Raw genomic sequence first — 23,890 nt, forward strand, 5'->3', positions numbered from 1 at the left:
AGTATATCAGCTTTCATTCAACTGACACAGAATTTTGAACGCCCTTTATAGAAAACAAGAAAAAAGCTTTTCACCATTTATTGATGGCTGTTTCAATGGACCGGATGGTGTATTCCACTTGTTAAAGGGTTATTTGAACTCCCTTCATATTCAGAACTCAGACAAAATACTGTTTGTTGCAGATGGGGCACATTGGATTTGGAATCGAATCCCCGGACTTCTAAAAGCATTGGGTTTGGCTCCTGAGCGTGTGTATGAACTTCTCGATTTCTACCATGCAGTTGAGCATCTGGGTACAGTAGCAGGCTTAAGGAAGACCTGGTCATCCAAGGAACGCAAACGCTGGGTATCGAAGCAGCGAGGTCTTCTGCTGAAGGGAAAGGCGATTGAGGTGGTACAGGCCGTCCAGAAGCTTTGTAGAGGCAGAAACAGTAAGGCTATCAAGACGGAACGGGATTATTTTGTGCGCAATGAACTGAGGCTTAATTTCTCAACTGTAAAAGCGTTGAACTTACCTATTGGCAGCGGTGCTATTGAAAGTTCGATTCGGAGAGTCGTGAATTTACGTCTTAAAGGTCCATGCATCTTTTGGTATCGGGAGAATGCAGAAAAAATGATTATGCTGCGATCATTTTATAAAGCAGGGCGTTGGAACTGCCTGAAGCAGATGGCAAACATGCACAATCCAGTGCCAGCGGTATAACCGGGAAAATGGGAATGCGCCCACAAGGGTATCTGTTTTTTGCTTTGGATCAATGGCCTCGTGATTCAGGATAAATTCAAGATTCTCCCGGATATAGGCCTTGTATTTTTTCGCCTCTTTTTTATGAATAAAAACGCTTTTTCTTTTTCCCAGCAGCTCCATCAGCCTGTGCTTATCAATGGACAGACTGTCCACTAAAAGGCAGCGAAACCGATATCGCCCTTTTTTTGGGGGGTATCGTTCAAACAATGAAAAATCGGTCAAAGAATCAGGATTGATGGACAAAGGCTCAATGGACACAAAAGAGCTGCCGTCGTCAAAATACTCTGCTGCCAAACCCATTACATCTGCTCCTTTTCTCCGGTAAACGTTTTAAAACTGTATATTGCGATTTAACAAAAGCCCGGGAATATGTAAACCCCGGCTACAAAAAGCCTTCCCCGGACCATAAGGGCTTTTTCCTAATTTTTCCGGGGCAATAAAACGATTGGCCTAAAGAACTTGACCCGGCATGAAAATTGCTTTATCGTTATTTTACGATAAACGATAATCAACCAAGGCGACCTATGGACACCCAACAGCTGGCCAAAATTTTTAAGGCCCTGGGCCATCCCACCCGGGTTAAAATTGTGGAACATCTCATCCGGATAAACACCTGTGTATGCGGGGAAATCGTGGATATATTTCCCTATTCCCAGTCCACCATCAGCCAGCATTTAAAAAAACTCAAAGAGGCGGGGATTGTCTGCGGAGAGGTGGAGGGACCCAAAACCTATTTTTGTGTGGACCAAAAAATACTCGAGCAGTTTAAAACCTATATCAACTCTCTATAGCAAGACAAATTGATGACAAAAGATAAAACCCCAAAAGGCAGAGATCAAACCCCAAAGGGTCTGTCCACAGCAGGCGTCAGAATCATGCCGGCCATGGCCAAAAGCGCCCAGCCCGATAATGGCCCCCAACCTCTGGTTCAAAAACCCGGATACACCCTTTGCCGCTGGGTGGACAGGTTCATTGAAACCAAGGCAGGCCCGGTCCCCATAATCAAAACCCGGCTTACGGCCGGTGAATGGATGTCCACAACCCTTGTCAGGTGCGGGATAAACAGACACAACTATACCCTCTGCCCGGGCCTTTACGGGGTAGGACAGCCCCATGAAGGCTCCGAGGTGCTGGTCACGGCCAACTTCAAACTCAGCTTTGACCATTTAAGAAGAACACTTTCGGGCATCAATGCCTGGATCCTGGTGCTGGACACCCGGGGCATCAATGTCTGGTGTGCGGCAGGCAAAGGCAGCTTCGACACAAAAGAACTGGTATCAAGGATCAAAGAGGTGAAACTTGACAGTATCGTCGCCCACAAACGGTTGATCCTGCCCCAGCTGGGCGCAACCGGGGTTAATGCCAAAGAGGTGAAAGCGCTTTCCAAATTCAGGGTGATATACGGCCCGGTCCGGGCAAAGGATCTGCCCCTTTTTTTAAAGAACAATAAAAAGGCAGACCCTTTTATGCGCCAGGTCACCTTTACCTTTTTAGAACGGCTTATCCTGACCCCTGTTGAGGTTCAAATTCTGTTTAAGCCCGCCATAATCGCAACCGTGGTTCTTTTTATTCTTTCGGGTATCGGCCCTGGAATCTTTTCATTTACCTCGGCCTGGACAAGAACAGGGTATGGTCTATACGCCCTGGCAGGCGGCATTTTTTCAGGTGCCGTGATCACCCCCATCCTCCTTCCCTGGATCCCGGTAAGGGCCTTTGCCCTCAAAGGAATCCTTCTGGGCAGTGCCGCAGGGGCAGCCCTGGTCTGGAAACTTTGCCCCGAATCAATCTCATTTTCCCGGGCCCTGGCCCTGTTTTTATTCACCACGGCAACCAGCTCTTTTCTGGCCATGAATTTCACCGGCACCACCCCGTTTACCTCACCTTCAGGGGTTGAAAAAGAGATGAAACAATATATTCCCGTCCAGATGATCCTGATGGGATTATCAACCGGACTCTGGATTTACAGCGGGTTTTAACCTTAACCCTGACAAGGGAAAACAAAATGAAAAAATTTAAACATTATGGGGCCGTTGCCACCCTGGTCCTGAACCCGGATCAATGCATCGGATGTGCCCTGTGTACCCAGGTCTGCCCCCACCAGGTATTTGAAATGACAGACCGCTCGGCCAGAATTTCTGATCTTGACGCCTGCATGGAATGCGGGGCCTGTGTCACCAACTGCCCCACGAATGCCCTGGGCGTGACCCCGGGTGTGGGCTGAGCCGCCTATATTATCCAGGTCTGGATAAAAGGCAAAGAAAAGGCATCCTGCGGTCCCGGGTGCTGCTGACCGTCCCTTTCTATAATTTTAAAAAAATTATAATTGACAATTGTGTTTAGTGTGTATACATTTTTAGCATTGTGATGATTGAAAAACAAAAAATACACGGCAAGTTCAGATCCATCATGGAACTGGCATTGGAACTGGAAAAAAAACCCAGAAAATTTGGAACAGACAAGGATCTGTCACACTCTGAAATTCACCTCATAGAAATCATTGGGGATCACGAAGGGCTCAGTGTAACAGAGATTTCCAAGCTCATAGGAGTCACCAAAGGGGCCATTTCCCAAAGCCTTAAACGTCTTGAAAAAAAAGGGCTTACAGCCAAATCCACAGACCCTGATAACCTGTCCAGGGTTCTGGTGGACCTGACCGCCAAGGGAAAGACTGCCCACTGGGCCCACAAGGACTGGCATGAAAATATGGACGGGGGATTTAATCGGTACCTTGAAGCGCTGGACATGGAAAAGACCAAATTCATTCTGGAATTTTTAACCCGAACAGAGGATTTTCTGCACCGCAGGTTAAACGCTTCAGAATAAAAAAATTTTAACCCAAGCGTATAGCAGCTAAACACAAAACAAGGAGAAATCATGTACAATTCATCGTTTAAGGGTGATGTCTGCAGCCATAGTCATTCTTTTGTTCTGGACAATTTTATCCGAAAAATTTTTCAAAATCCCAAACGGATCATTGGGCCCTATATCCAGCCCGGAGATACGGTAATCGATCTTGGGTGCGGACCTGGATATTTCTCCATTGATATGGCAAAAATGGTGGGGGATGACGGCCGGGTCTTTGCCGTGGATATCCAGGAACAAATGCTTTCCAAGGTGGCCCATAAATCGGTATTGAACAATCTAACCCAGGTGGTCCGGCTTCACCAGTGCACCCAGGAAGAAATCGGCCTGGACAAAAAAATCAAGGCAAATTTCATCCTGGCCTTTTACATGGTCCATGAAACCCTGGATCAGGAACGCTTCTTTGCCCAGGTAAAAAACCTGCTCCATCCCCAGGGCAGCTTTCTCATTGTGGAACCCCCGTTTCATGTCTCCCAAAAGCGGTTTGAAAAAATCACCCAAAATGCGCTTGACCATGGATTTCAAATAAAAGGCACGCCCAGGGGCAAGGGCGGAAAAAGCATTCTTTTGACCCTGTAAACCAGAAACAAAAAGGCCGGCCTTTGCCCAAAAAACCTAAGTCATTGAAAAAACGCAAAAAAAATAATCCTCATTTTTCTTGACACCCATGATAAATTATGGTCTTTTGATATAAATTTTAAACAAGGACAATCCATGAACAATCGCAAAACAGACAGATTTTATTTTTTCGGGTATTATTTTTATATCCATCTGCCTGTATTGCGCTGATTTCTTTTTAAACGATCCAAGCCGCAGGCAGACACCGCCTGCGGCTTTTTTTATTCAAGGTCCCAGGCGACACTCCCTGCAAAGGAAATTGCCATGAAACAGACCTATGATGTAAATGTCAAAGAATTCAAACCCCTGACCTCTCCGGCCACGATCAAAGACGAACTGCCCGTAACGGACCCCGTAGCCCAAACCGTTATCCAGGGCCGCAAGGATGTTGAAAATATTCTTAAAGGAAAAGATAAACGCCTTTTGGTCATTGCCGGACCCTGCTCCATCCATGATACCCAAGCTGCCCTGGAATATGCCCAGAAGATGAAAGCCTTGAGAGAAGAGGTGGGTGACAAGATAAACCTGATCATGCGGGTCTATTTTGAAAAACCCAGAACCACGGTGGGGTGGAAAGGCCTGATCAATGATCCCTTTCTGGATTCCACCCACAATATAGACCAGGGGCTTCATTGCGCACGCTCTTTGCTCATTAATATCAATGCCATGGGGCTGCCAACGGCCACGGAAATCCTGGACACCATCACCCCCCAGTATATTGCAGGGTTGCTCACCTGGGTGGCCATAGGTGCTAGGACCACAGAATCCCAGTCTCACAGGGAAATGGCTTCGGGACTTTCCATGCCCGTGGGATTTAAAAACGGCACCGACGGCAGCCTCTCAGTGGCTGTCAACGCCATGCAGGCCTCTGGTGCGCCCCAGCATTTTCTGGGCATTGATCCAAACGGGTCCACGGCAGTGGTCTGCACCAAGGGCAACCCGTACGGCCATATTGTCCTCAGGGGAGGTCCCACGCCCAATTACGATCCGGTCTCCGTGGGCAAAGCCCAGGATCGGCTCAGGGAAAAAAATCTCATGGATTCAGTGGTGATTGACTGCTCCCACGACAACTCCGGCCAAAAGTTCAAGGGCCTGGCCTTTGTTTTCAAAAGCGCCGTGGATCAGCGGTTGGACGGCAATGACAAAATTGTGGGCCTGATGCTGGAAAGCAATCTGTTCGAGGGCAACCAGAAATGCAAGTGCTGCGGAGATGCCTCCACCCTCAAATACGGGGTATCCATCACAGATGAATGCATCTCCTGGGAGAGCACAGAAAAACTTATCCGGTGTGCCTATGACCGCTTGTAAAAAAAAGTCACCCCATGTTACAGGGGTCTGCCGGCCTATCCCGAATATTTCACGAACCGATTTTGCTTTAGCTTCAAGGCGCCAGGCCGCGAAGCCTAGTGACGTTACTGCGAACGGTCTGCAACACTGCAGATGAGGTAAAATCGGTTCGCCCGAAGGGTGACAATTTGTACTGGTGAGGTTGGTTTGGCAAGCAATGATAATTTGCTGTATTTAAAGATATTAATATCCGTTTTCCTCAAGTTGCCAGTTTCTGACCTTCAGGTTATGAAATATTCGGGTTAGGTGGCGGCAGACAGGGGAAGGCGGATCACAAAGGTTGTTCCTTTTTGAACCCGGGACTCCACCTCGATACGCCCCTTGTGCTGGGTGATGATGCTGTGGGCGATAAAAAGGCCGAAACCCGTCCCTTTTGAACTTTTGGACGAATAAAAAAGTTCAAATATTTTTTCCCGGGTGGCCATGTCCATCCCGCATCCATTATCCTGGATCCGGATGGAAAGATGATCTTTTTTCTCTTCAATGCAAAGCGTGATAAGATGGTCTTTTCCAGAACCGTCTTCTGCACAGGCATCAATGGCATTGTCCAGGATATTAACCAGGGCCGACATCATGAACCCCGGGTCTGCCGCCATGACCTCAGGGGCCTTGTCCGTGACCAGGCAGAACCGGATGGGCCGGCTGCCTATTTTAACGGCCATGGTTTTAGAAATTTCTTCGGCAAAGGCCTTAACCTTTACCGGTTTGACCAGGATCTTGCGCTCCTTGGAATACATGAGGATATCCAGAATCAGTTTTTTGATCCGGTCAATGGCCTGATCCAGCATATCAATGCCCTCTGCCATCCCTTTTGTGTCTTGCCGGGCCATGGCGGACCGGGCCAGGTAAAGCCCCCCGTCCAGGTTGGTCAGCACCCCTTTAACATCATGGGAAATGGTGCCGATCATCAGGCCCAAAGAAGAGAGATGACTGGTGAGCTTGGACTTTTCCAGGACTAAAAGTTCCAGGGCCTGGGTATATTCAACCAGTTTCTGCCGGGAAATAATTTTTTCAACTGCCTTGGATACGGACAGGGAAAGAATATCCACATTCACCGGCTTGGTGATAAAATCCATGGCCCCGAATTTCAGGCTTGAAATGGTCAGGTCCATATCCCCATGTCCTGTGATCATGAGCACTTCGGTATCAGGATTTTCCTGCTTGACCTGCCTTAACAGCTCCACCCCGCCCATAACCGGCATTTTAATATCCGTAATCACAATCAAAGGCCGCGCTTTATGAAAAAGTTCCAGGGCCTGTTTTCCGTCTTCGGCCAGAATCACCTCATATCCCTCATCTGCCAGTGCAATCTCAAGCACCTCCCTGATATCTGCCTCATCATCCACAATCATGATTGAAAATTTTGTTTTATCCATGGTCCCTCCTGTCAGGAATAGATAATGTCAAGATCCTGGTCATGGTGGGCTGGAAAACGGATCACAAAAAGGGCACCTCCCCCTTTTGCACCGGCCGCCCGGATACTTCCCCCGCAATCTTTGATAATGCCGTAACTAATGGAAAGGCCCAGGCCTGTGCCCTTGCCTACTTCCTTGGTGGTAAAAAAAGGTTCAAACAACCGGTCTGCAACCCCGGCAGCAATGCCTGTTCCCGAATCCTGAATTTCAATCACCAGATACTGCCCTCCCCCCTTGTGAACGGGTCTTAATCCTGAACGGGATTTTCTAACCCGGGTCCTGATGGTGATTTCATCCCCGTACCCCGGGGTCTGACCCTCTTGTTTCCACTTGGCTTCAATGGCGTCCCTGGCATTCATGATCAAATTGATAAAGACCTGCTCAAGCCGGTCAGGATCGGCCAGAATCATGGGCAGATCCTTTTTTTTGTCCCAGACCACCTCTATACCGTGAATCTTCAGCTGCTGGTTGAACATCTCAAAGGTTCTCTGGAGCACGTCATTGATCCTCACCGGTACCAGTTTAATTTCAGACTTCCTGGCAAACTGGCGCATGTGGTGGATAATTTTTTCAGCCCGGTCCACATTGGCATCAATCTTTTCCATGAGCCGGTTCAGAATCTCATCTGATATTTTCTCTCTTCTGTGTCTCTTTTTAAGGCAGAAACTTGAAGAGGACTTGATCACGGAAAGCGGCTGGTTCAGCTCATGGGCTATTCCCGTGGACATCTCACCTAAAGTGGCCATTTTGCTGGCATGAAGCAAATGCTGTTCTGTTTCCAGGCGCTGGGTAATATCGTTGATGGTAATCAAAAACACTTTTTGCCCGGAATACTCAGAGGGCGATACCCACATATCCACATCAATCACCCTGTTTTGACTGTCCAAATGCTTGATCTTGCTGATCTCATGCCGGCGTCTCACCTGAAGTTCAAGTTCAGATCGGTCTTCGGGTCTGAAAAAATCGGAAAAACACGAAGCCAGCATCTTCTCTTTTGAGTATTGATAGACCTCAAGAGCTTTGATGTTGCAATCAAGGACCTTAAAGTCCGCCTGGTTGACCACAAAGACGGGGTTGGAAATATTGTTGAATATGGCATGGTATTTTTCTTCTGACCGGGCAAGATCTTTTTCCAGCCGCCTGCGCCGGGTAATATCAATGCTCATCTCCATGGCGGCCGTGACATTGCCCTGTTCATCCCAAATGGGGGCTGTAATAAAAATCCAATGGGTGGATTCTCCGTTTTTTCCCATGCCTTCGGCTTCACCATAGTGGGAACGTCCATCCCTGAAAGTTTTATCCACGGGGCAGTCTTCGCATTTTTCATCCCGGCCCTTGTAGGCGTGATAGCAAAGAGACCCCGGCTTGGGGTCAAACCGGTCCTTGAATACCCGGTTATACCGAAGCAGCCTGTAATTTTTATCCTGGACCGCAATCATGCATGGGGCCTTGTCAAAAAGGTCCTGGTATTCGTCTTTTTGTTTTCTGAGCTTGGCCTGATTCTGGCCGATCTCATGACCCATCTGCTCAATGGCCCGGCCCAGAAGATCGATTTCATAATCCCGCCCGATTTGAATCCTGGCATCATACTGGCCCCTGGCTATTTTCCGGGTCCCGTCAATGAGTTTGATGATCGGTTTTTTTACAAACTGAAGAATGGAAAAAAATAAAATCACGGAAATAATAAAAATAGTGGACAGGGCCAGTTTGATGATTCCCTTTTCCATTTTTAAAATCTGACGGTCTGCATCGTCCAGGGAAACCACCACATCCAGGGTGCCGAGAATTTTCTGGTTCTGGGGATGGAAATGGCAGTCGCCTGTGGCACATCCCGGTTCATTGCAGATGGGCTGGACAATGCCCAAAAGCCTGTATCCCTCGGATGAAAAAAAATAACGGCTCCGTTCTTTAAGAGAGATCCGGTCCGGGGGCGGAGACGTTTTATGGCAGATATCACAGGCCACCGCCTTGATGTCGGCAAAGGTGTCAACTTCACCTTCATGGTTGGTGAATTTGACCTGGCCGTCCTTGTTATAAATCCTGATATTCTCAATCCCGGGCTGGGACGCAATATTATTGATGATCTGGTTGATGTCGTCCCGGGAGTTGAGCATCATGGCATAGTGGGTGCCAAGCTTTATGGAATTGGTCAGCCGGTCTGTGCTGTCCACCAGGGTTTTCATATTCTGGGTTTTAAGGTTGTTGATATTGACATAGGCCCAGACGGAAATGGAAAAAATCACGGTCAGGCCGACAATGATGATCAGCTTGGAGACCAGGCTGTACCGGATATATGTCAAAAACCGGTTCATCTATCCTCCTGTGAGTTGAACATTTTCACTCAGGTTCAGTTCAAGACCCAGACGGTCCCTGGCAATGCCCATGGCAAGTCCTAAAAACTGGGGCAGATACAACACGGGAACGGGATGGGCCTTGTCTTGATAGGTTTCAAGATTCATCTGGCACATGGGGCAGACCGTTACAATGCAATGGGCATCTTTTGCATTGTCTAAAATTTTGCCCACAAGATATTGACCCACGTCAGGTTTGGTCGTGGCATTGGAGGCGCCGCAGCATTGAGCCCCCATGTCCCAGTCCAAAACCTGAGCCCCTGCAGCCTGAATCATCTCATCCATGGAATGGGGGGATTCAGGATTGTCAAAAACGGTAAACGGCCGGAGGCATTGGCATCCGTAATAGGGCGCAACTTTAATGCCTTCCAGAGGATTTGAAAACGGCAGACCCTTTTTCCAGTCCACATCCAGGGATAAAACATCTAAAAGGTGTCTGACCTTAAGATGGGTTTGAACTGACAGATTCTCCTTTGAAAGCACCTGGTTGATCCCCTCCCTTTTGGCCTTATCCTTTTCCAGGTCGAACTGGGCTGTTTTCAAATTCAAATAGCAGGCCGAACAGGGCACCAGGATGTCCAGAGGCTCTTTTTCCGGATCAGGCCGGCTGTTTTTTTCTGCCAGGGCAAGGTTCCGGGCACCCAGCGCAAGGCCGATACCTGAATCCACAGCCTGGGCAGCCGTGGCCCCGCAGCAGGTCCAGTCGTCAATCTCAAGCAGATCAGCCCCCAGAGAAGTCATCAGGGCCGTAACAGAAATATCATACTCCTTTGCCGTGCCTTTTAAAGAGCATCCCGGATAGTATAAATAGGATTTCATATCCCCTCCTGATGCTGCACCGCCTCAAACAGGTCTGCAAGTTTTCCAGGACCCCGGCCGGGCAGTTCGGGTTTAATCTTCCCCTTTTTTAACAGGGAAATGCCCAAAGGGGCATAACTCAGAGGGGCCATTGGATTTCTCATTCCCAGAAAATACCGGCCCATAAGTTCCACTTCACGGACCCGCCCGTATTGGCGGACATTGTCCAGAAAAAGACGGTAAAACAAATCTGACTTTTTTGAATTTCCAAGTTTAAGCCGGGCCCCGATCTGTTTGAGTTCCCCCATGGCCCGGGTCAGTTCAAGCCCCCGGGGACACCTGAGGGTGCACCAATAGCAGGAGGAACACATGGTAAAACTGCGGCTGGCAAAAAGAAGGTCAAGCCGGTCTGTCAGCACCATCCGCCACATCTGCCGGGGGGTAATATCCATGAATTCGGCATTGGGGCAGGAGGCCGAGCAGGTCCCGCACTGGATACAGGATCTGACCATTTCTTTTACCTTTGCCACTGACGCCTGAATCTCTTCTGGGCAATCTGTCACAGGCATGGGGGTTCTCCTTTTTATCAGGTTACAGGGTCAGGACCCCGTCAATTACATTCAGATAATGCTGTTCCTCAATTCCGTCGACCTGGGCAGCCTTGCTGGGGCAGACGGCCGCACAGATCCCGCATCCCTGGCAGGCCACGGCATCCACCACAATTTTTTTGATTTCAGGATCCACTGCCCTGGCATTAAAGGGGCAGGCCGAAATACAGGCAAGACACAGACTGCAATAGGCCTGTCGAACCCTTGCCGCAGCCCCGCCAGAAGATCCGGATAAGATCCCCACGGCCCTTGCAGCCACAGCCCTTGCCATGGCCACGGCCTCACCCAGAAAACAAGGGCGGATACAAAGACCGCAGGCAAACACCCGGGGATGAAGCCCATCCACGGGCCTAAATTTGGGATCTGCTGCCTTGAAAAACCCAAACTCATCCTTCTGGGCCGTATACCTCTGGGCCAGCGAAGAAGACAGCTCGGGCACCACCCCTATGGCCAGGACCACGGCAGATGCATCAATCTCCAAATCCCTGTCCAGGATGGGATCATGACAGGTCACCCGGGGCAGGCCCTGGTCATCGGCAAGAATTTGGGGGGCTGTTTCTTTATCATAGGGAATAAATACCACCCCGGCTTCCCTGGCCCGGGTATAATAGGCTTCCAAAAACCCCGGGGTCATCATGTCCCTGTAAAAAATATAAATTTGAAGATCAGAAAATTTCGTCTTCAAGTCCAGGGCCCGGTCAAGGGAATGGGCGCAGCAGACCCTTGAACAATAATTTTTGTCTTTTTGTCTGCACCCATGGCATTGAATCATCACAAGACAATCCATTGATTCAGGGTCTATGGTTTGGGCCTCCACCCCCAGATCAAACGCTTTCTGGGTATACACATCCCCGGGGTATTCTTGGACAGGATCTGCCTCATGCCCGCCCGTGGCAAGGATGGTCACCCCGTGGTCCACCCGGACCGGGGTCTCGTTTTCATCTTGGACAATGGTGACCCATCGGCCTGAAAGACCTGAACTATCCGTCACTTGAGAGGAAAGATGAATGCTGACCCGATCATGGGCGGTTAAATCCTCAACCAGGGTATTTAAAAACTGAGAGGTATCGTCTCCCCCCTGGGCCTGACGGATCCAGGACAAATTTCCCCCAAGACGAGGGCTCTTTTCCACCAGATCCACATGGAATCCGCTGTCTGCAATGGCCTTGGCGCAACTCAGCCCTGCAATCCCCCCCCCGACCACAAGGGCCCGGTCAAAAAAGGGATCGGCCGGGGTTAAAACCGGATCAGCGGATTTCAGTTGTGAACTAACACGGCAGATCCCACGGGCCAGCTCCGGGTTTAATTTTTGAACCAGTTCATTGGCTTTAATCTTTTCTTTTGTGGGGCCGAGTCTGCCTGCCATGCCCAGAATGTCCAGCCCTTTGACCAGGTGTAAGGGCAGACCTGCAGCCTGCCCTGCCATGGCCCGTCGCTCCTTGGAAATCAAAAAAGGACACCCCCCAATCACCAGACGGTTGGCCGAACTTTTTTCAATAGTGGACAAGGCCTTTTCCCAGGCATCAGGACTGCAAAGGTCATCCATCATCTCAACAGCGTCAATGGCTGTATCCTTTTTGACCCTGGCCAGGATCTCATCCTTGTCCAGATTTTTGCCTAAAAACCTTGTACAGGGGCATACCAGGACAAAAATCTTGGGAGCCGACCGTTTAAAATCACCGCTCATAGGGGATTGCCCCTCATCTGCCCGAACCGAAGAATCATCATGAATGGTGGCTTTTGCCTTTTTGCTTGTCCTGCCGGCACCGGTCATGGTTTCCATGGCAGACATGGCAGCGGCAGAACCCAGGGTCACACTGGTTTCAATATCCTTTAGCCCGGCAAGGCCGCCGCAGGAAAAAATTCCCGGCCTTGAGGTATGGTCCGGCTCAGACCAGGGCGGGTCAATAAACCCCCATGGGTTGGTCTCAAGACTTAAGTCATCAATCATCTTCTTTGATCTAAAATCCTGCTTCTGGCCGTTGGCCAAAACCACCATATCAAACTCTTTTTCCAGGATCCGGCCGTCCAATACGGCATAACGCACGGTGATGCCGCAGGTGTCGCCCTCCAGACAAGGTGCCACAGAATGGACCCGGGCCCGGATAAACCCCACCCCCTGCTCCAGGGCCGTTTCCTTATAGGTGTCAAAGTCTTTGCCAAAGGTTCTCAAATCCATATAAAAAATATCAGCCGTTTCAAGGTCAGGATTTTTCTGGAAGGCCAGCAGGGCCTGCTTGATGGAAATCATACAACAGACACTGGAGCAAAACCCATTTTCCCGGTCTCTTGAGCCCACGCATTGAAACCAGGCAATCCGCTTGACAGGAAGGCGGGCCGCAGGAAAAACCTCAGGCCCGGTATGACTCAGGCTTCTTTCAAACTCCATGGCTGTCACCACCCCGGGGATAGTCTTGTATCCATAAATATTTTTATCCTGGTCCGGAGAATAAAACCCTGCACCCATGGCCAAAACCACGGCATCGACCTCTCGTATGGATGCATGGGCCATTCTGAACTTTTCATAGACTTTTTCCACCATGGCAATGACCTTTTCCGGTTCAAAGGGCTTGGTCACATAATCCAAAGCCCCCTCTTTCATTGCCGTAACCGCCGAATCCACCTCTGCATAGGCCGTCATCATGATCACCACAAGTTCGGGCATCATTGTCCGGGCATGTCCAAGAAGCGCCACCCCGTCCATGCCCGGCATCTTGATATCCGTGAGCATGATTTGAAAGTCCAGGCTCTCCATCAATTCCAGGGCCTGGCGTCCGGACTCGGCACTATGCACATTATACCCTTCAAGGCTGAGCCATTCTGTCATTGAATCCCGGACAATGGCCTCGTCATCCACCACCAGGATTCTAAACCCTGCCCTGTCCGGGGCAATGAGATGAATGGCCTGGGTAGGACAGGCCTGTTCACAGGCCCCGCACCGGGTGCAGGCACGAGCATCAATGGTCCAGGCATTGGCAAAGGACTGGGGCAACGGCGGATGTATGGCCTTGCATTGGGTGAACCCCTGGTTAAAGGGGTCGGCCATGTCCACGGGACAGACTTGCTCACAAATACCGCATCCCATGCATTTTCCAGGATCCACGGACAGGGCGCCCAAATTCAATGCCGCAGTAAAATTGCCGGGCTCCCCTTGAAGGGAGATCAAATCACAGGAGAGGCAAACCTCAAGTTTTTCATGGGCGAGCCCCCGTCTCAGGCAGTATTGGGAAGACTTGTCCCTCTCGGTCATGGGCAGCATCCGGCAGAGTCCGCAGCTGGAGGTGGGAAATTGATAGTCCAGCTGGGTCAACAGTCCGCCCGCATGGTCTGAACGGTCCACCAGAATCACGTCAAATCCGGCCTGCGCCAAGTCAAGGGCAGACCGGATACCGCTGACGCCCGCCCCCACAACCATTGTTTTTCCAATCTGGTCTTTCATAGGACCTCCATGGTTATTTTACTTACCCCCCAGACAAATTATTGAAATCATGGGGATTTGTTTTTCATTTTGGCCAGACGTAAATACCATGCGTGGCCAGTTTCTGCCCTATAGGCTCTGCCGGTTATTGAATGCCGACCACTTCAGGATACTCCTGGGCGTTAAACACGGAAAAAGGAGGTGGATCATCGCTTCCGGGATGATAATCAAAGGCCTTTTGAACCTGCTTTGCCACGGTGGAGAATAAGGTTGCCACAGGGATATTGGCAGGACATGCCTGGGTGCACTGACCGCAGCCCACACAGGCATGGCTCATATGGGCAAGGCGGGTAAGATGATAAAACAGGGTATCTGACGGCAGCTTAATCTTCCCCCACTTGTCTGCCCATTGGTGGTATTGAATGGGCTCATGGGAAAACACATCCGTGTTGAACACGCATTCCCGGCAATAACAGACCGGACAGACATTGCAGCAATTGTAGCAGTTGATGCAAGCCCCGAAAAACTGCCCAAGCTTGTCCAGAGAGTCTGTCTCCTGGGTCACCTTTTCAGCCATGGATTCAAAGGCCGCCTCACGGGTTTTGATCAATTGAGCGACCATGGGTTCCCTTTCCCCGGGCAGACTGGCCTCTTTTAAGGCACATTTTTCCAGGACCTCTTCGCCTTTTGGGGTGGCGCCCTCAATCACAAGGCCCTTTTCCCCTGAATTTGCGTAAAAAAAGAATCCCAAGTCCGCATGGTCAGGCAGAGGGGAGGTACAGACCGAACAGCTCCGGGCAGGGGCAAGGTCCGGATTGCAAGGATCGGCAAAGACCCTGGCGGCCCAGTCATTTTCTTTAGCCCCCCCATTTTTCATATAGGTTTGAAAGGCGTCGCGCTCCAGGGCCATGGGGCAGTCCATACCCATGATGATCAGCTCTTCCCGGCTGGCCTGGTTCAGTTTTTCAAGTTCGATAAAGGCAGAAATTTCACAGGGCCGAAGCCACACAGCCGTCTTTTTCCCGGCTTTTTTAAAGGAAAGCCTTGAGACCATCCGGGCCGCATTGATATAAAAACAAGGGCTTAAAAAAACCGCATCATCAATTTCTTCCGGCGATGCAATCAATGACGGCATCACAGAGATCTTGTCCGGCTGCCTCACCGGAAGAACCAGGGCATCCACAATTTTCTTTTCCATCATGGTTTTCATCAGGATTTTAAGATCCGCTTCCATGCCCTTTTTAGACGGTTCAATACTTGCTATCATGGGTCACCCCTTTTTGATAATAATTGATCTTAGGATACTCTTTTTTGCCTGGGCGACTGGCAAGGGCCAAGTTCCCTGATCTGATCCGTGAACCGGGTCATGATTTTTGCAAATTCAATCCCGTCACTGGCCCCGATCCAGGTCAGGCGAATCCGTTCCCTGTCAATGCCGAATTTAGGAAGGATCTCCTTGAGCAGTTTCATCCGCCTTCTGGCCTTGAAATTTCCGTTAATATAGTGGCAGTCTCCTGGGTGGCAGCCGGATACCACCACGGCATCCGCACCTTCAAGAAAGGCCTTGATCACATATTGAGAATCCACCATCCCCGTGCACATCACCCTGACCAAACGAACGTTTTCAGGATAGGTCAGCCGTGAAGTTCCGGCCAGATCCGCAGCCGTATAGGTGCACCAATTGCAGACAAAAGCAATAATGACCGGTTCATAATTTTCCATTCTTCCTCCTTAGGTCTAAGGGTTGGCCATGATGGTCGGGGCAAGGACCCCGCTGATTTCGGCAAACATCTGTTTTTTCATAAAATGACGGCTTGTGGCAGCGCCTGAGGGACAAAACCCTGAACAGCTCCCGCATCCTTTGCACAATGTCGTATTCACCACAGCCACATTAAGGCGATAGTCAAAATCAATGGCCGAATAGGGACACAAATTGATACAGGTCTGGCACCCGGCACAAATGTCCGGGTCAATGTATGAGGTGGTGGGAGAAATTTGAACCTCTCCTTTTGCCGCCAGAGCCAATGCCTTGGCAGCGGCACCCGAGGCCTGGGAGACCGTGTCCGGTATATCCATGGGCTTTTGGCAGCACCCGCTTAAAAACAGGCCGTCAGTCGCTGTGTTCACAGGTGCAAGCTTTGGATGTTCCTCTAAAAAGAATCCGTCTGCGCCCTGGTTTACGCCCATGATCCGCCCAAATGCCTCGGCATCGGATCTTGCCTCCATGGCCGTGCAGAGAATCACCATGTCCACAGGCACCCGGATCACTTTTGATATGAGAGTGTCTTCGGCAACAGCCACAAGCTTGCCCTCTTCCTCAGGTGCCTGGGCCCGGTCAGATACGCTGGCCACTTTTCCCCGGATAAAGATGGTGCCCTCTTCCTGGCACCGGCGATAAAACTCTTCATACCCTTCCCCGAAACAGCGCATATCAATATAAAAATCAAATACCTGGGTATCATGGCCCACCTTTTCCTTGATCAGATGGGTATATTTAAGGGCATACATGCAGCAAACCCTGGAACAATACTCATGGTGGTTCACATCCCTGGACCCGATACAATGGACAATGGCCACGCTTTGGGGCGGTGTGAGAAAACCGCCCTCCTTATCCCGCATGAGGATCTGCCCCCCTGTGGGTCCGGTGGCATTGGAAAGCCGCTCAAACTCTAGGGAGGTAAAGACATTGGGATACTTTCCATACCCGTACTGGGGCATGACTGACGGATCAAGCGTGTCGTACCCGGTTGCCATGATAATGGACCCCACCGTAAGAGAGCGGTGTTCAGGTGTCATGGAATGATCAATGGCATTGGCCTCGCAGGCATCTGCACAGGCCATGCATTCACAGCAGATCCCGCAGTTCAGGCACCGGCCGGCCTCTGCCAGGGCCTGGTCCTGACCAAACCCTGCCTCAACCTCACAAAAATCTGCCACCCTTGTCCGGACAGATTCATGATCCGTCTTGGCCCTTTCCAGGACCTGGATATTTTTTGGAATGGGGCCGTATTCAGGGACCTGGGGAGCTAAAGTCTCAAACAATGAATCCCTGGATTCAAAATCCTCACCCGCCTTTTTTTGGGCAAGCCGTTCATGGATATGGCCGGCCGCCCTTCTGCCCTGGGCAATGGCCTCCACAACCGTGGCAGGCCCCAACACCATATCCCCGCCTAAAAAAATCAACGGCTGAGATATTTCCAAGGTGTCAGGACAGACAGAGACCAGGTTTTTAGCATCAATTTCAAGGTCTTTTGTTTCAAGGCCTTCAAGATCAGGGTATTGGCCGATGGCTGAAATAAAGGTATCACAGTCCATGGCAAACTCACTGTTTTCAATTATCACCGGCCGGCACCTGCCGGATTCATCAGGTTCTCCCAGCTGGTTTCTGGAACAGACAAGACTTGACACCCGCTCATTTTCCCCTTCAAGCCTGACCGGGTTGGTCAGGCATTCCAGCACAATCCCCTCTTCAACGGCCTGGACAATTTCCTCTTCATAGGCCGGCATCTCATTCTGGGTTCGGCGATAGACCAGGGTGACCTGGCACCCTTTGATCCGCCGGGCAGATCGTGCCGCGTCAATGGCCACATTGCCGCCGCCCACCACCACCACCTTTTTTTCGCAGCCCGTATCACGCCCAAGGTTGATATCCCTTAAAAAAGACAGGGCATCCATGGCACCTTTAAACTCGTCTTCACCCTGAATGTTGAGCTTGAGCGGTGCCTGGGCCCCCAGGCCCAGGAAAACAGCGTCAAATCCCCGGGATTTAAGGGAATCTAAATTGATATCCCTTCCCAGTCGTGAGTTGGGGACAAACTCAATGCCATGGGCAAAAATATAATCGATCTCTTTGTCCAGAATTTCAGGCGGAAGCCTGTAATCGGGTATCCCGGTCCTGAGCATGCCCCCGGGCTTTTTTTGAGAATCAAAAAGACTCACCTGGTATCCCTCAAGTCTCAGATAATAGGCGGCCGTCAATCCGGCAGGACCTGCACCGACCACGGCCACCTTTTCCTCTCTGTCGCAAATTTCAGGAACCGGCAAAGGATCTGCCATGTCGGCTGCAAAGCGTTTAAGCTGACGGATGGCCAAAGGCTGGTCCACCTCTTTGCGCCGGCAGCATCCTTCGCAGGGATGGGGACAGACCCGGCCCAGCACCCCGGGAAGGGGGGCTCGTTCCATGATCAGTTCAAGGGCCCGGGTATATTTTTTCTGATTGATGAGCTGGATATATCCCTGGACATTGATCCCGGCAGGACAGGCGGTCACGCAGGGGGCCCGGTCTGCCTTTTCTATATTATAGGTAATGGGAATGGCCTGGGGAAAAGACCTGCCAATGGCCTTGCGCTGGGCCATGCCCATGTCCCAGGCATTGGGAATGGAGACAGGACACACCTTGGCGCATTCCCCGCACCCTGTGCACAAGGACTCGTTCACATACCGTGGAGACCTTGTGACCTCCAGGGTAAAATTACCCACAAATCCTGAGACCTGGGTGACCTGGCTCATGGACAAAAGTTCAATATTGGGATTCTGGGCCACCTCCACCATTTTAGGGGTGCCGATACAGGCGGCACAGTCCAGGGTGGGAAAGGTCTTGTCAAACTGGAGCATATGCCCGCCAATGGTGGTATCTTTTTCAATGAGATAAACATGGTACCCGGCATTGCCCATGTCTATGGCCGCCTGCATCCCGGCAATGCCCCCGCCGATCACGGCCATTTCAGGATGGACCTTGGACATGCCTGCAATCAAGGGGGTGTGAAACTTTACCCGGTGGACGGCTGCCGTGACCAGGTATTTGGCCTTGGTCGTGGCCTGGTCCGTATCTTCAGTGACCCAGGAGACCTGCTCCCTTACCGATGCCATCTGAAAATAATAGGGGTTGAGGCCTGACCGCTCACAAACCGCCATAAAGGTGTTCCCGTGAAGCCTGGGAGAACAGGAGGCCACCACCACCCGGTTGAGCCGGTAGTTGCTGATATCGGATTCAATCATGGCCTGGCCCGGCTCCGAACACATGAACTTATAATCCCTGGCCACGGCCACGTGGTCAAGGGTCTGGGCATATGCCTGAACTGCAGAGACATCCACACGGCCTGCGATATTCACCCCGCAGTGACAGATATACACCCCGATCCGCAATCCATCCGGCTGGTCAGTCATATTTTCCCTCCCTTGGGTTATCATTTTCACGGTCTGTTCCATTTTCCCGGTCTGTTTCAATGGGCGGCAGCTTGATCTGAAAACAGGTGCCCTTTCCTTCCAGGCTTTCCACCTCAATGGTTCCCTTGTGCCGCTCTATGATGCCGTAGGCTGTGGACAGGCCTAAGCCCACCCCATAGCCCTGGTTTTTGGTGGTAAAAAAAGGTTCAAATATATAGGGAAGGTCAGAAGAAGAAATCCCCTTGCCGTCGTCCCTCACCCGAAGAGATACCCGGTTTAGTTCAGTATCGTAGAGGGCATCCACCCGGATGTGGCCGGCAATCTGCCCGGAGTCTTCCGAAGCTGATTCTTTCCGGCCGGATCTTCCCGGGCTTAGGGCCACGGCGTCTATGGCGGAAATGGCGTTGAACACCAGATTAATCACACATTGCTGAAGCTGATTAAAATCGCCGTATACCCTTGGCAGGTCAGAATCATAGGAGGATTTAAGATCAATATTACTCAGTTCAATCTTATGGTTGCACAGCATCAGGCTGTATTGGACGAGTTCTGCCACATCCACGCTGGAAAACTCCAGTTTTGATTTTCTGGAAAATTTGAGCAGGCCTGACACAAGTTCGGAGCACCGATAGGTTTCCCGGTCAACCATTTCAAGGTAATCCCTGAACCGGTTCTGATTCTCCAAAGTTAAAGGCCCCTGGTCCACAAGCCGGATCATCAGCCGGATATAGTTTAAAATCCCGGACAAAGGATTGTTGATCTCATGGACAATGCTGGCGGACAATCGCCCTAAAGACATCATCTTTTCCTGGTGGAGCACCTTTTCCTGGCCCTGAATGGTCTGTTCCAAATCCCGGATTTTCTGGAGATCCCGGATAAAAAGGACCAGGCCCCGGGTCTGGCCCTCCTGGATCACAAGAGACCCTGAAATCTGCACCGGAATCCGCTCCTGCTCTTTTCCTTTCATCATGGTCTCATAAAGAAAGAGCCGGTCTTTTCCCCCGTACCCCTGGCGCACCAAATTCTGTTTTAAAGCCATAAAATCATTGTGAACAAAAAAATCGGCCAGTTTTCGGGTGTGAATCACCTGGGATTTAGGATAGCCCAGAAGAGATTCCATGGCATTATTGTAGGTTATGACTTGGTCATTCTTGTTGCATCCCAAAATCCCGTCCATTGAATTTTCAATGAGACGGCGCTGGTAATTTACATTTTGGATCAGCTCTGCAGAAGTTTTTAAATTTTCCTTTTCAAGAAGGCAGGTATAATCTGAAAGGGCTTTTTTATCCTGGTATCTGCCCATTGCCCGTTCCAAAGCCAGGTGAAGCCTGGCATCATCCACAGGCTTTGTGATAAAATCAGAGGCGTCCTGCTGAAGGGCAATGGTGGCCTTCTCAAGATCGGCAAATCCCGTGGTGACGATCACCTCGGTTTCAGGATAAAGGGCCTTTGTTTTTTCAAGGACCTCAAGCCCGCTAAGCCCGGGCATTTTGATGTCGGTGATGAGAATCTGGGGACGGTGGGCGCAGAGAAGCTCCAGGCCCTGGGTACCATTGGAAGCACAAATCACCTCATAGCCGGCATCGGTGAGGCTTAAATTCATGATCTCCCGGATATCGGGTTCATCATCTATGAGCAGTACCTTCCAATCCGACCTGGCATCCAGCAATACATTGGTGGTCCGTTTGGCCTGCCTTTTTGATGGTAAATCAAAAACAGTGGGCATGGGGCACCTCCTTGGCGTATTATCTATTTCAGAGCAAGCAGTGTGCCAGGGGCTGAAAAACGAGGTGCTTTGACTTAAGCTACTGGTATCAATAAAAAAACTAAAACATCAAAAAAAGGGCTAAAAGCATAGTGTTGCAAATTTGCAATCTTATAAATTTGCAATTTGGCTAAGTTAGTCCGCATATTTCACGAATGGATTTTGCTTTAGCTACAAGGCGTCAGGCCGTGAAGCCTTAAACGGTCAACAACCACGCAGATGAGGTAAAATCGGTTCGCCCGAAGGATGACAATTTCCACCTTAAAATTAATTTGGCAAACGATTATAACCTGCTGTATTTAAAATTTATTATCAGATTTTATCAACTTATCAGTTTCTGACCTTCAGGTTATGACATATTCGGGGTCAGGTGTCCCATGTGCATGAAGAAAAAGGGACCTGGAGATGACCAGGTCCCAGGGCAACGGTCGAATACCTAAAGACAGGCTCGAATCAAGAAAGGGCTGCGACCTTTTTGGCCAGGGATTTAAAGGCCTTTGACACGGGTGAAGACGGAATTTCTGCCTGGATAGACCGTCCTTTATCCTCCATGGTCACCAGGGCCGGATCCAGAGGGATCTTGCCCAGAAAATCAATCCCCTCACTCTCGGCGGTGCGCATTCCCCCTCCGCTCCCGAAAATATCCAGCACATCTCCGCAGGTGGGACAGGTATATCCGCTCATATTTTCAACCAAACCGAAAATATCCATTTTGACCTGATGACAGAACCGGATGGATTTTCTCACATCAGCCAGGGCCACTTCCTGTGGGGTGGTCACAATGATGGCTCTGGCATCTTTGATGAGCTGGGGTGATCTTTTTGTCTTCATTGACCTCAAGCCGCTCTTCAAGGCCAAGCATTCTGGGGATATCCGGTCCGTGTATGTCGATATCCATAAGCCCCACATTAAATCCCATGGTGGCCAGGGCTGTGGCAAGGTTGACCGATACGCTGGATTTTCCCACCCCGCCTTTGCCGCTCATGACCATAAACTTATGTTTGATTTTACTTAAGGCCTTTTGGACAAGGGGATCAGAATCCGGTTTGGGCGCATGCCCCATGATTTTATTTTTAGGTTTTACTTTCATGACACTCTCCTTGATGGTCTCCGGGCAATCATTTGCATATTCATATCAGAATCGCCGGGTCCCGGAACCCGGCAGGTGATGTACAAAACAAACCCGAAAAAGTATAAGCAAGGAGCATGCCAAAGATTTAGGAAATTAGATAAGATCTGTTTTTCGACGGTGACGGCCATCGATTTTGGGAAGGACAATGCCCAGTTTTTCAATTTTTCTGAACAGGGTGGTCTTATGGATACCCAGGTCCCGGGCGGCGGCCTGGCGGTCATAGTGATTTTTCTGGAGCACCGCCAGTATCACTTCCACCTCGGCTGCTTTCAGGGGGTCTTTTGAGGCCAGATGATCCAGGGCTTTCCTGGAATGCCGGACCAGGTGGGCAGGCAGGTGATCCGGAAGAATGTTGCCCTGATCGCAGAGGACAAAGGCATGTTCGATAATATTTTCCAACTCCCTGACATTGCCGGGGAATTCATGGGTCATGAGAATGGCCAGGGCATCCTGGCTGATCCCCCGGACCCTTTTGCCCCGGATACGGTTAAGCTTGTGGATGAAATGATCCGTTAAAAGGGGCAGATCTTCCATGCGCTGGCGAAGGGGAGGCAGATGGATGTCCACCACATTGATCCTGTAAAAAAGATCCTGCCTGAATTTTTCATCCATAACAAGGGTTGAAAGATCTTTGTTGGTGGCGGCAATGATCCGGACATCGGATTTTTCTTTTTTAATGCCGCCCAGAGGCTGAAACTCTTTGGTTTCAATCACCTTGAGCAGTCTGACCTGGAAGGCCGGACTGGTGTCCCCGATTTCATCGAGCAAAATAGAGCCCTGGTCAGCCAGGGCAAAAAATCCAGGCTTGTCCTTTACGGCATGGGTAAAGGCACCGGCCTTGTACCCAAAGAGTTCTGATTCCAAAAGGGTGTCTGGCAGAGCACCGCAGTTGAGCGCCCAATAGGGTCCTTTTTTCCGGGCGCTTAAATTGTGAATGGCCCGGGCCAGCAGGCCTTTTCCCGTACCGGTCTCACCGGATATCAATACGGTGGAGTCGCTCTGGGCAATCTGGGGTAGAAGCTGGAAGATCTTGATCATGGCGGCACTGTTGGCAATGATATCCCCCATTTTGTAATCTTCGTAAATATGCTTGCGCAGCTCTTCTATCTGACTGTAATCCCTGAAAATTTCCACCCCCCCCTTAACACGCCCCTGGCTGTCCTTTAATAAGGAGGTGGAAAGGCTGATGGGTATTTTTTTTTGATCGGCACTGATGATATAGGCGGAGGTGATGGAAAAGGGCCGGCCCTCTTTCATTGTCTTTTTCAGAGCACAATTATCCTTGCACATATTGGAACGAAAGATTTGATGGCAGGGTCGGCCGATGGCCTTTTGCCTTGGAATGCCGGTAATGGACTCCGCAGCCTTGTTAAAGGTCATGATCCGCCATTCATGATCAACGGTGAACACACCGTCGGATATACTGTCAATAATGATCTCAAATGTCTTTGGATCCATAAGATCCACATCCAGATATGACATATTCCCCCGCCTTTTTGAATACCCCCTTATCCCATACCCTAGCGGTCAAATCAAGTGGATGAATCAGGATCTTTTTATTTATCTACTGACCTGTCCGTAGTAAATTTTAAAACGGTCTTAAGATTGCGCCCCCGCCAATGCAACTGCAATGCGGGGTCGCTTTTTTGCTTCCAGACCCTTGAC

General features: G+C 50.2%; 18 protein-coding genes and 1 pseudogene. 7 read left to right on the forward strand and 12 right to left on the reverse strand.

Annotated features, from left to right (window positions below):
• Window positions 1-34 precede the first annotated feature (34 nt).
• On the forward strand, window positions 35-703 hold the full coding sequence (locus HUN05_21400) for a hypothetical protein (protein WDP87362.1): 669 nt from the start codon (window positions 35-37) through the stop codon (window positions 701-703).
• On the opposite strand, the gene HUN05_21405 is transcribed toward HUN05_21400, so the two are convergent.
• Window positions 629-1,045 (reverse strand): hypothetical protein, encoded by a 417-nt coding sequence (locus HUN05_21405; GenBank protein WDP87363.1) that lies wholly within the window; start codon window positions 1,043-1,045, stop codon window positions 629-631. The two genes, HUN05_21400 and HUN05_21405, sit on opposite strands and share 75 nt — an antisense overlap.
• 224 nt (window positions 1,046-1,269) lie before the next feature.
• On the opposite strand from HUN05_21405, the gene HUN05_21410 reads away from it, so the two are divergent.
• The 6 genes from HUN05_21410 (at window position 1,270) to HUN05_21435 (ending at window position 5,533) form a co-directional block, all read left to right on the forward strand.
• On the forward strand, window positions 1,270-1,536 hold the full coding sequence (locus tag HUN05_21410) for a helix-turn-helix transcriptional regulator (protein WDP87364.1): 267 nt from the start codon (window positions 1,270-1,272) through the stop codon (window positions 1,534-1,536).
• A gap of 180 nt (window positions 1,537-1,716) precedes the next feature.
• On the forward strand, window positions 1,717-2,721 hold the full coding sequence (locus HUN05_21415; GenBank protein WDP88180.1) for a hypothetical protein: 1,005 nt from the start codon (window positions 1,717-1,719) through the stop codon (window positions 2,719-2,721).
• Window positions 2,722-2,747: 26 nt separating this feature from the next.
• Window positions 2,748-2,966: a 4Fe-4S binding protein gene (locus tag HUN05_21420; GenBank protein ID WDP87365.1), complete on the forward strand. Its 219-nt coding sequence runs from the start codon at window positions 2,748-2,750 to the stop codon at window positions 2,964-2,966.
• Between the two features lie 143 nt (window positions 2,967-3,109).
• The gene (locus HUN05_21425; GenBank protein WDP87366.1) at window positions 3,110-3,568 is read left to right on the forward strand and encodes a MarR family transcriptional regulator; all 459 of its coding nucleotides are present in this window, start codon (window positions 3,110-3,112) and stop codon (window positions 3,566-3,568) included.
• Between the two features lie 51 nt (window positions 3,569-3,619).
• Complete coding sequence (locus HUN05_21430) at window positions 3,620-4,186, forward strand: methyltransferase domain-containing protein (GenBank protein WDP87367.1); 567 nt, start codon at window positions 3,620-3,622, stop codon at window positions 4,184-4,186.
• Window positions 4,187-4,489: 303 nt separating this feature from the next.
• Complete coding sequence (locus HUN05_21435) at window positions 4,490-5,533, forward strand: 3-deoxy-7-phosphoheptulonate synthase (GenBank protein ID WDP87368.1); 1,044 nt, start codon at window positions 4,490-4,492, stop codon at window positions 5,531-5,533.
• A 281-nt stretch (window positions 5,534-5,814) separates the two neighbouring features.
• Here the strand turns inward: HUN05_21435 and HUN05_21440 are convergent, their stop codons facing one another.
• The 11 genes and pseudogenes from HUN05_21440 to HUN05_21490 form a co-directional block, all read right to left on the reverse strand.
• Window positions 5,815-6,948, reverse strand: coding sequence for a hybrid sensor histidine kinase/response regulator (locus HUN05_21440; protein ID WDP87369.1), 1,134 nt, complete (start codon window positions 6,946-6,948; stop codon window positions 5,815-5,817).
• An 11-nt stretch (window positions 6,949-6,959) separates the two neighbouring features.
• Window positions 6,960-9,299, reverse strand: a complete 2,340-nt coding sequence (locus HUN05_21445) for a PAS domain S-box protein (protein WDP87370.1) — start codon at window positions 9,297-9,299, stop codon at window positions 6,960-6,962.
• Window positions 9,300-10,157, reverse strand: coding sequence for a CoB--CoM heterodisulfide reductase iron-sulfur subunit B family protein (locus tag HUN05_21450; protein ID WDP87371.1), 858 nt, complete (start codon window positions 10,155-10,157; stop codon window positions 9,300-9,302). It abuts the gene before it with no gap.
• Complete coding sequence (locus HUN05_21455; GenBank protein WDP87372.1) at window positions 10,154-10,705, reverse strand: 4Fe-4S dicluster domain-containing protein; 552 nt, start codon at window positions 10,703-10,705, stop codon at window positions 10,154-10,156. Before HUN05_21455 ends, HUN05_21450 begins: the two co-directional genes overlap by 4 nt.
• Before the next feature lie 22 nt (window positions 10,706-10,727).
• A complete protein-coding gene (locus tag HUN05_21460; GenBank protein WDP87373.1) occupies window positions 10,728-14,183 on the reverse strand; it encodes a response regulator in 3,456 nt (1,151 codons plus the stop codon).
• 124 nt (window positions 14,184-14,307) lie between these two features.
• Entirely contained in the window at window positions 14,308-15,429 is a 1,122-nt protein-coding gene (locus tag HUN05_21465; protein ID WDP87374.1) for a formate dehydrogenase, read from the reverse strand.
• Between the two features lie 29 nt (window positions 15,430-15,458).
• Window positions 15,459-15,884, reverse strand: coding sequence for a hydrogenase iron-sulfur subunit (locus HUN05_21470; GenBank protein WDP87375.1), 426 nt, complete (start codon window positions 15,882-15,884; stop codon window positions 15,459-15,461).
• 15 nt (window positions 15,885-15,899) lie between these two features.
• Window positions 15,900-19,328, reverse strand: coding sequence for an FAD-dependent oxidoreductase (locus tag HUN05_21475; GenBank protein WDP87376.1), 3,429 nt, complete (start codon window positions 19,326-19,328; stop codon window positions 15,900-15,902).
• Entirely contained in the window at window positions 19,321-21,054 is a 1,734-nt protein-coding gene (locus HUN05_21480) for a response regulator (GenBank protein ID WDP87377.1), read from the reverse strand. The genes HUN05_21475 and HUN05_21480 overlap by 8 nt, the downstream gene beginning before the upstream one ends.
• Before the next feature lie 492 nt (window positions 21,055-21,546).
• Window positions 21,547-22,183 (reverse strand): annotated as a pseudogene (locus HUN05_21485) (P-loop NTPase).
• A 135-nt stretch (window positions 22,184-22,318) separates the two neighbouring features.
• The gene (locus HUN05_21490) at window positions 22,319-23,707 is read right to left on the reverse strand and encodes a sigma 54-interacting transcriptional regulator (protein WDP87378.1); all 1,389 of its coding nucleotides are present in this window, start codon (window positions 23,705-23,707) and stop codon (window positions 22,319-22,321) included.
• Window positions 23,708-23,890 lie beyond the last annotated feature (183 nt).

It is taken from the genome of Desulfobacter sp., from assembly GCA_028768545.1.
Taxonomy (GTDB): Bacteria; Desulfobacterota; Desulfobacteria; order Desulfobacterales; family Desulfobacteraceae; genus Desulfobacter.

What these genes read in the sequence shown, in the direction of transcription:
- HUN05_21460 (WDP87373.1), bottom strand. Translation starts at nt 14,183, where the DNA reads ATGAAAGACCAGATTGGAAAAACAATGGTTGTGGGGGCGGGCGTCAGC.
- HUN05_21440 (WDP87369.1), bottom strand. Translation starts at nt 6,948, where the DNA reads ATGGATAAAACAAAATTTTCAATCATGATTGTGGATGATGAGGCAGAT.
- HUN05_21425 (WDP87366.1), top strand. Translation starts at nt 3,110, where the DNA reads ATGATTGAAAAACAAAAAATACACGGCAAGTTCAGATCCATCATGGAA.
- HUN05_21465 (WDP87374.1), bottom strand. Translation starts at nt 15,429, where the DNA reads ATGATAGCAAGTATTGAACCGTCTAAAAAGGGCATGGAAGCGGATCTT.
- HUN05_21455 (WDP87372.1), bottom strand. Translation starts at nt 10,705, where the DNA reads ATGCCTGTGACAGATTGCCCAGAAGAGATTCAGGCGTCAGTGGCAAAG.
- HUN05_21490 (WDP87378.1), bottom strand. Translation starts at nt 23,707, where the DNA reads ATGTCATATCTGGATGTGGATCTTATGGATCCAAAGACATTTGAGATC.
- HUN05_21410 (WDP87364.1), top strand. Translation starts at nt 1,270, where the DNA reads ATGGACACCCAACAGCTGGCCAAAATTTTTAAGGCCCTGGGCCATCCC.
- HUN05_21420 (WDP87365.1), top strand. Translation starts at nt 2,748, where the DNA reads ATGAAAAAATTTAAACATTATGGGGCCGTTGCCACCCTGGTCCTGAAC.
- HUN05_21445 (WDP87370.1), bottom strand. Translation starts at nt 9,299, where the DNA reads ATGAACCGGTTTTTGACATATATCCGGTACAGCCTGGTCTCCAAGCTG.
- HUN05_21450 (WDP87371.1), bottom strand. Translation starts at nt 10,157, where the DNA reads ATGAAATCCTATTTATACTATCCGGGATGCTCTTTAAAAGGCACGGCA.
- HUN05_21435 (WDP87368.1), top strand. Translation starts at nt 4,490, where the DNA reads ATGAAACAGACCTATGATGTAAATGTCAAAGAATTCAAACCCCTGACC.
- HUN05_21430 (WDP87367.1), top strand. Translation starts at nt 3,620, where the DNA reads ATGTACAATTCATCGTTTAAGGGTGATGTCTGCAGCCATAGTCATTCT.
- HUN05_21475 (WDP87376.1), bottom strand. Translation starts at nt 19,328, where the DNA reads ATGACTGACCAGCCGGATGGATTGCGGATCGGGGTGTATATCTGTCAC.
- HUN05_21480 (WDP87377.1), bottom strand. Translation starts at nt 21,054, where the DNA reads ATGCCCACTGTTTTTGATTTACCATCAAAAAGGCAGGCCAAACGGACC.
- HUN05_21470 (WDP87375.1), bottom strand. Translation starts at nt 15,884, where the DNA reads ATGGAAAATTATGAACCGGTCATTATTGCTTTTGTCTGCAATTGGTGC.
- HUN05_21405 (WDP87363.1), bottom strand. Translation starts at nt 1,045, where the DNA reads ATGGGTTTGGCAGCAGAGTATTTTGACGACGGCAGCTCTTTTGTGTCC.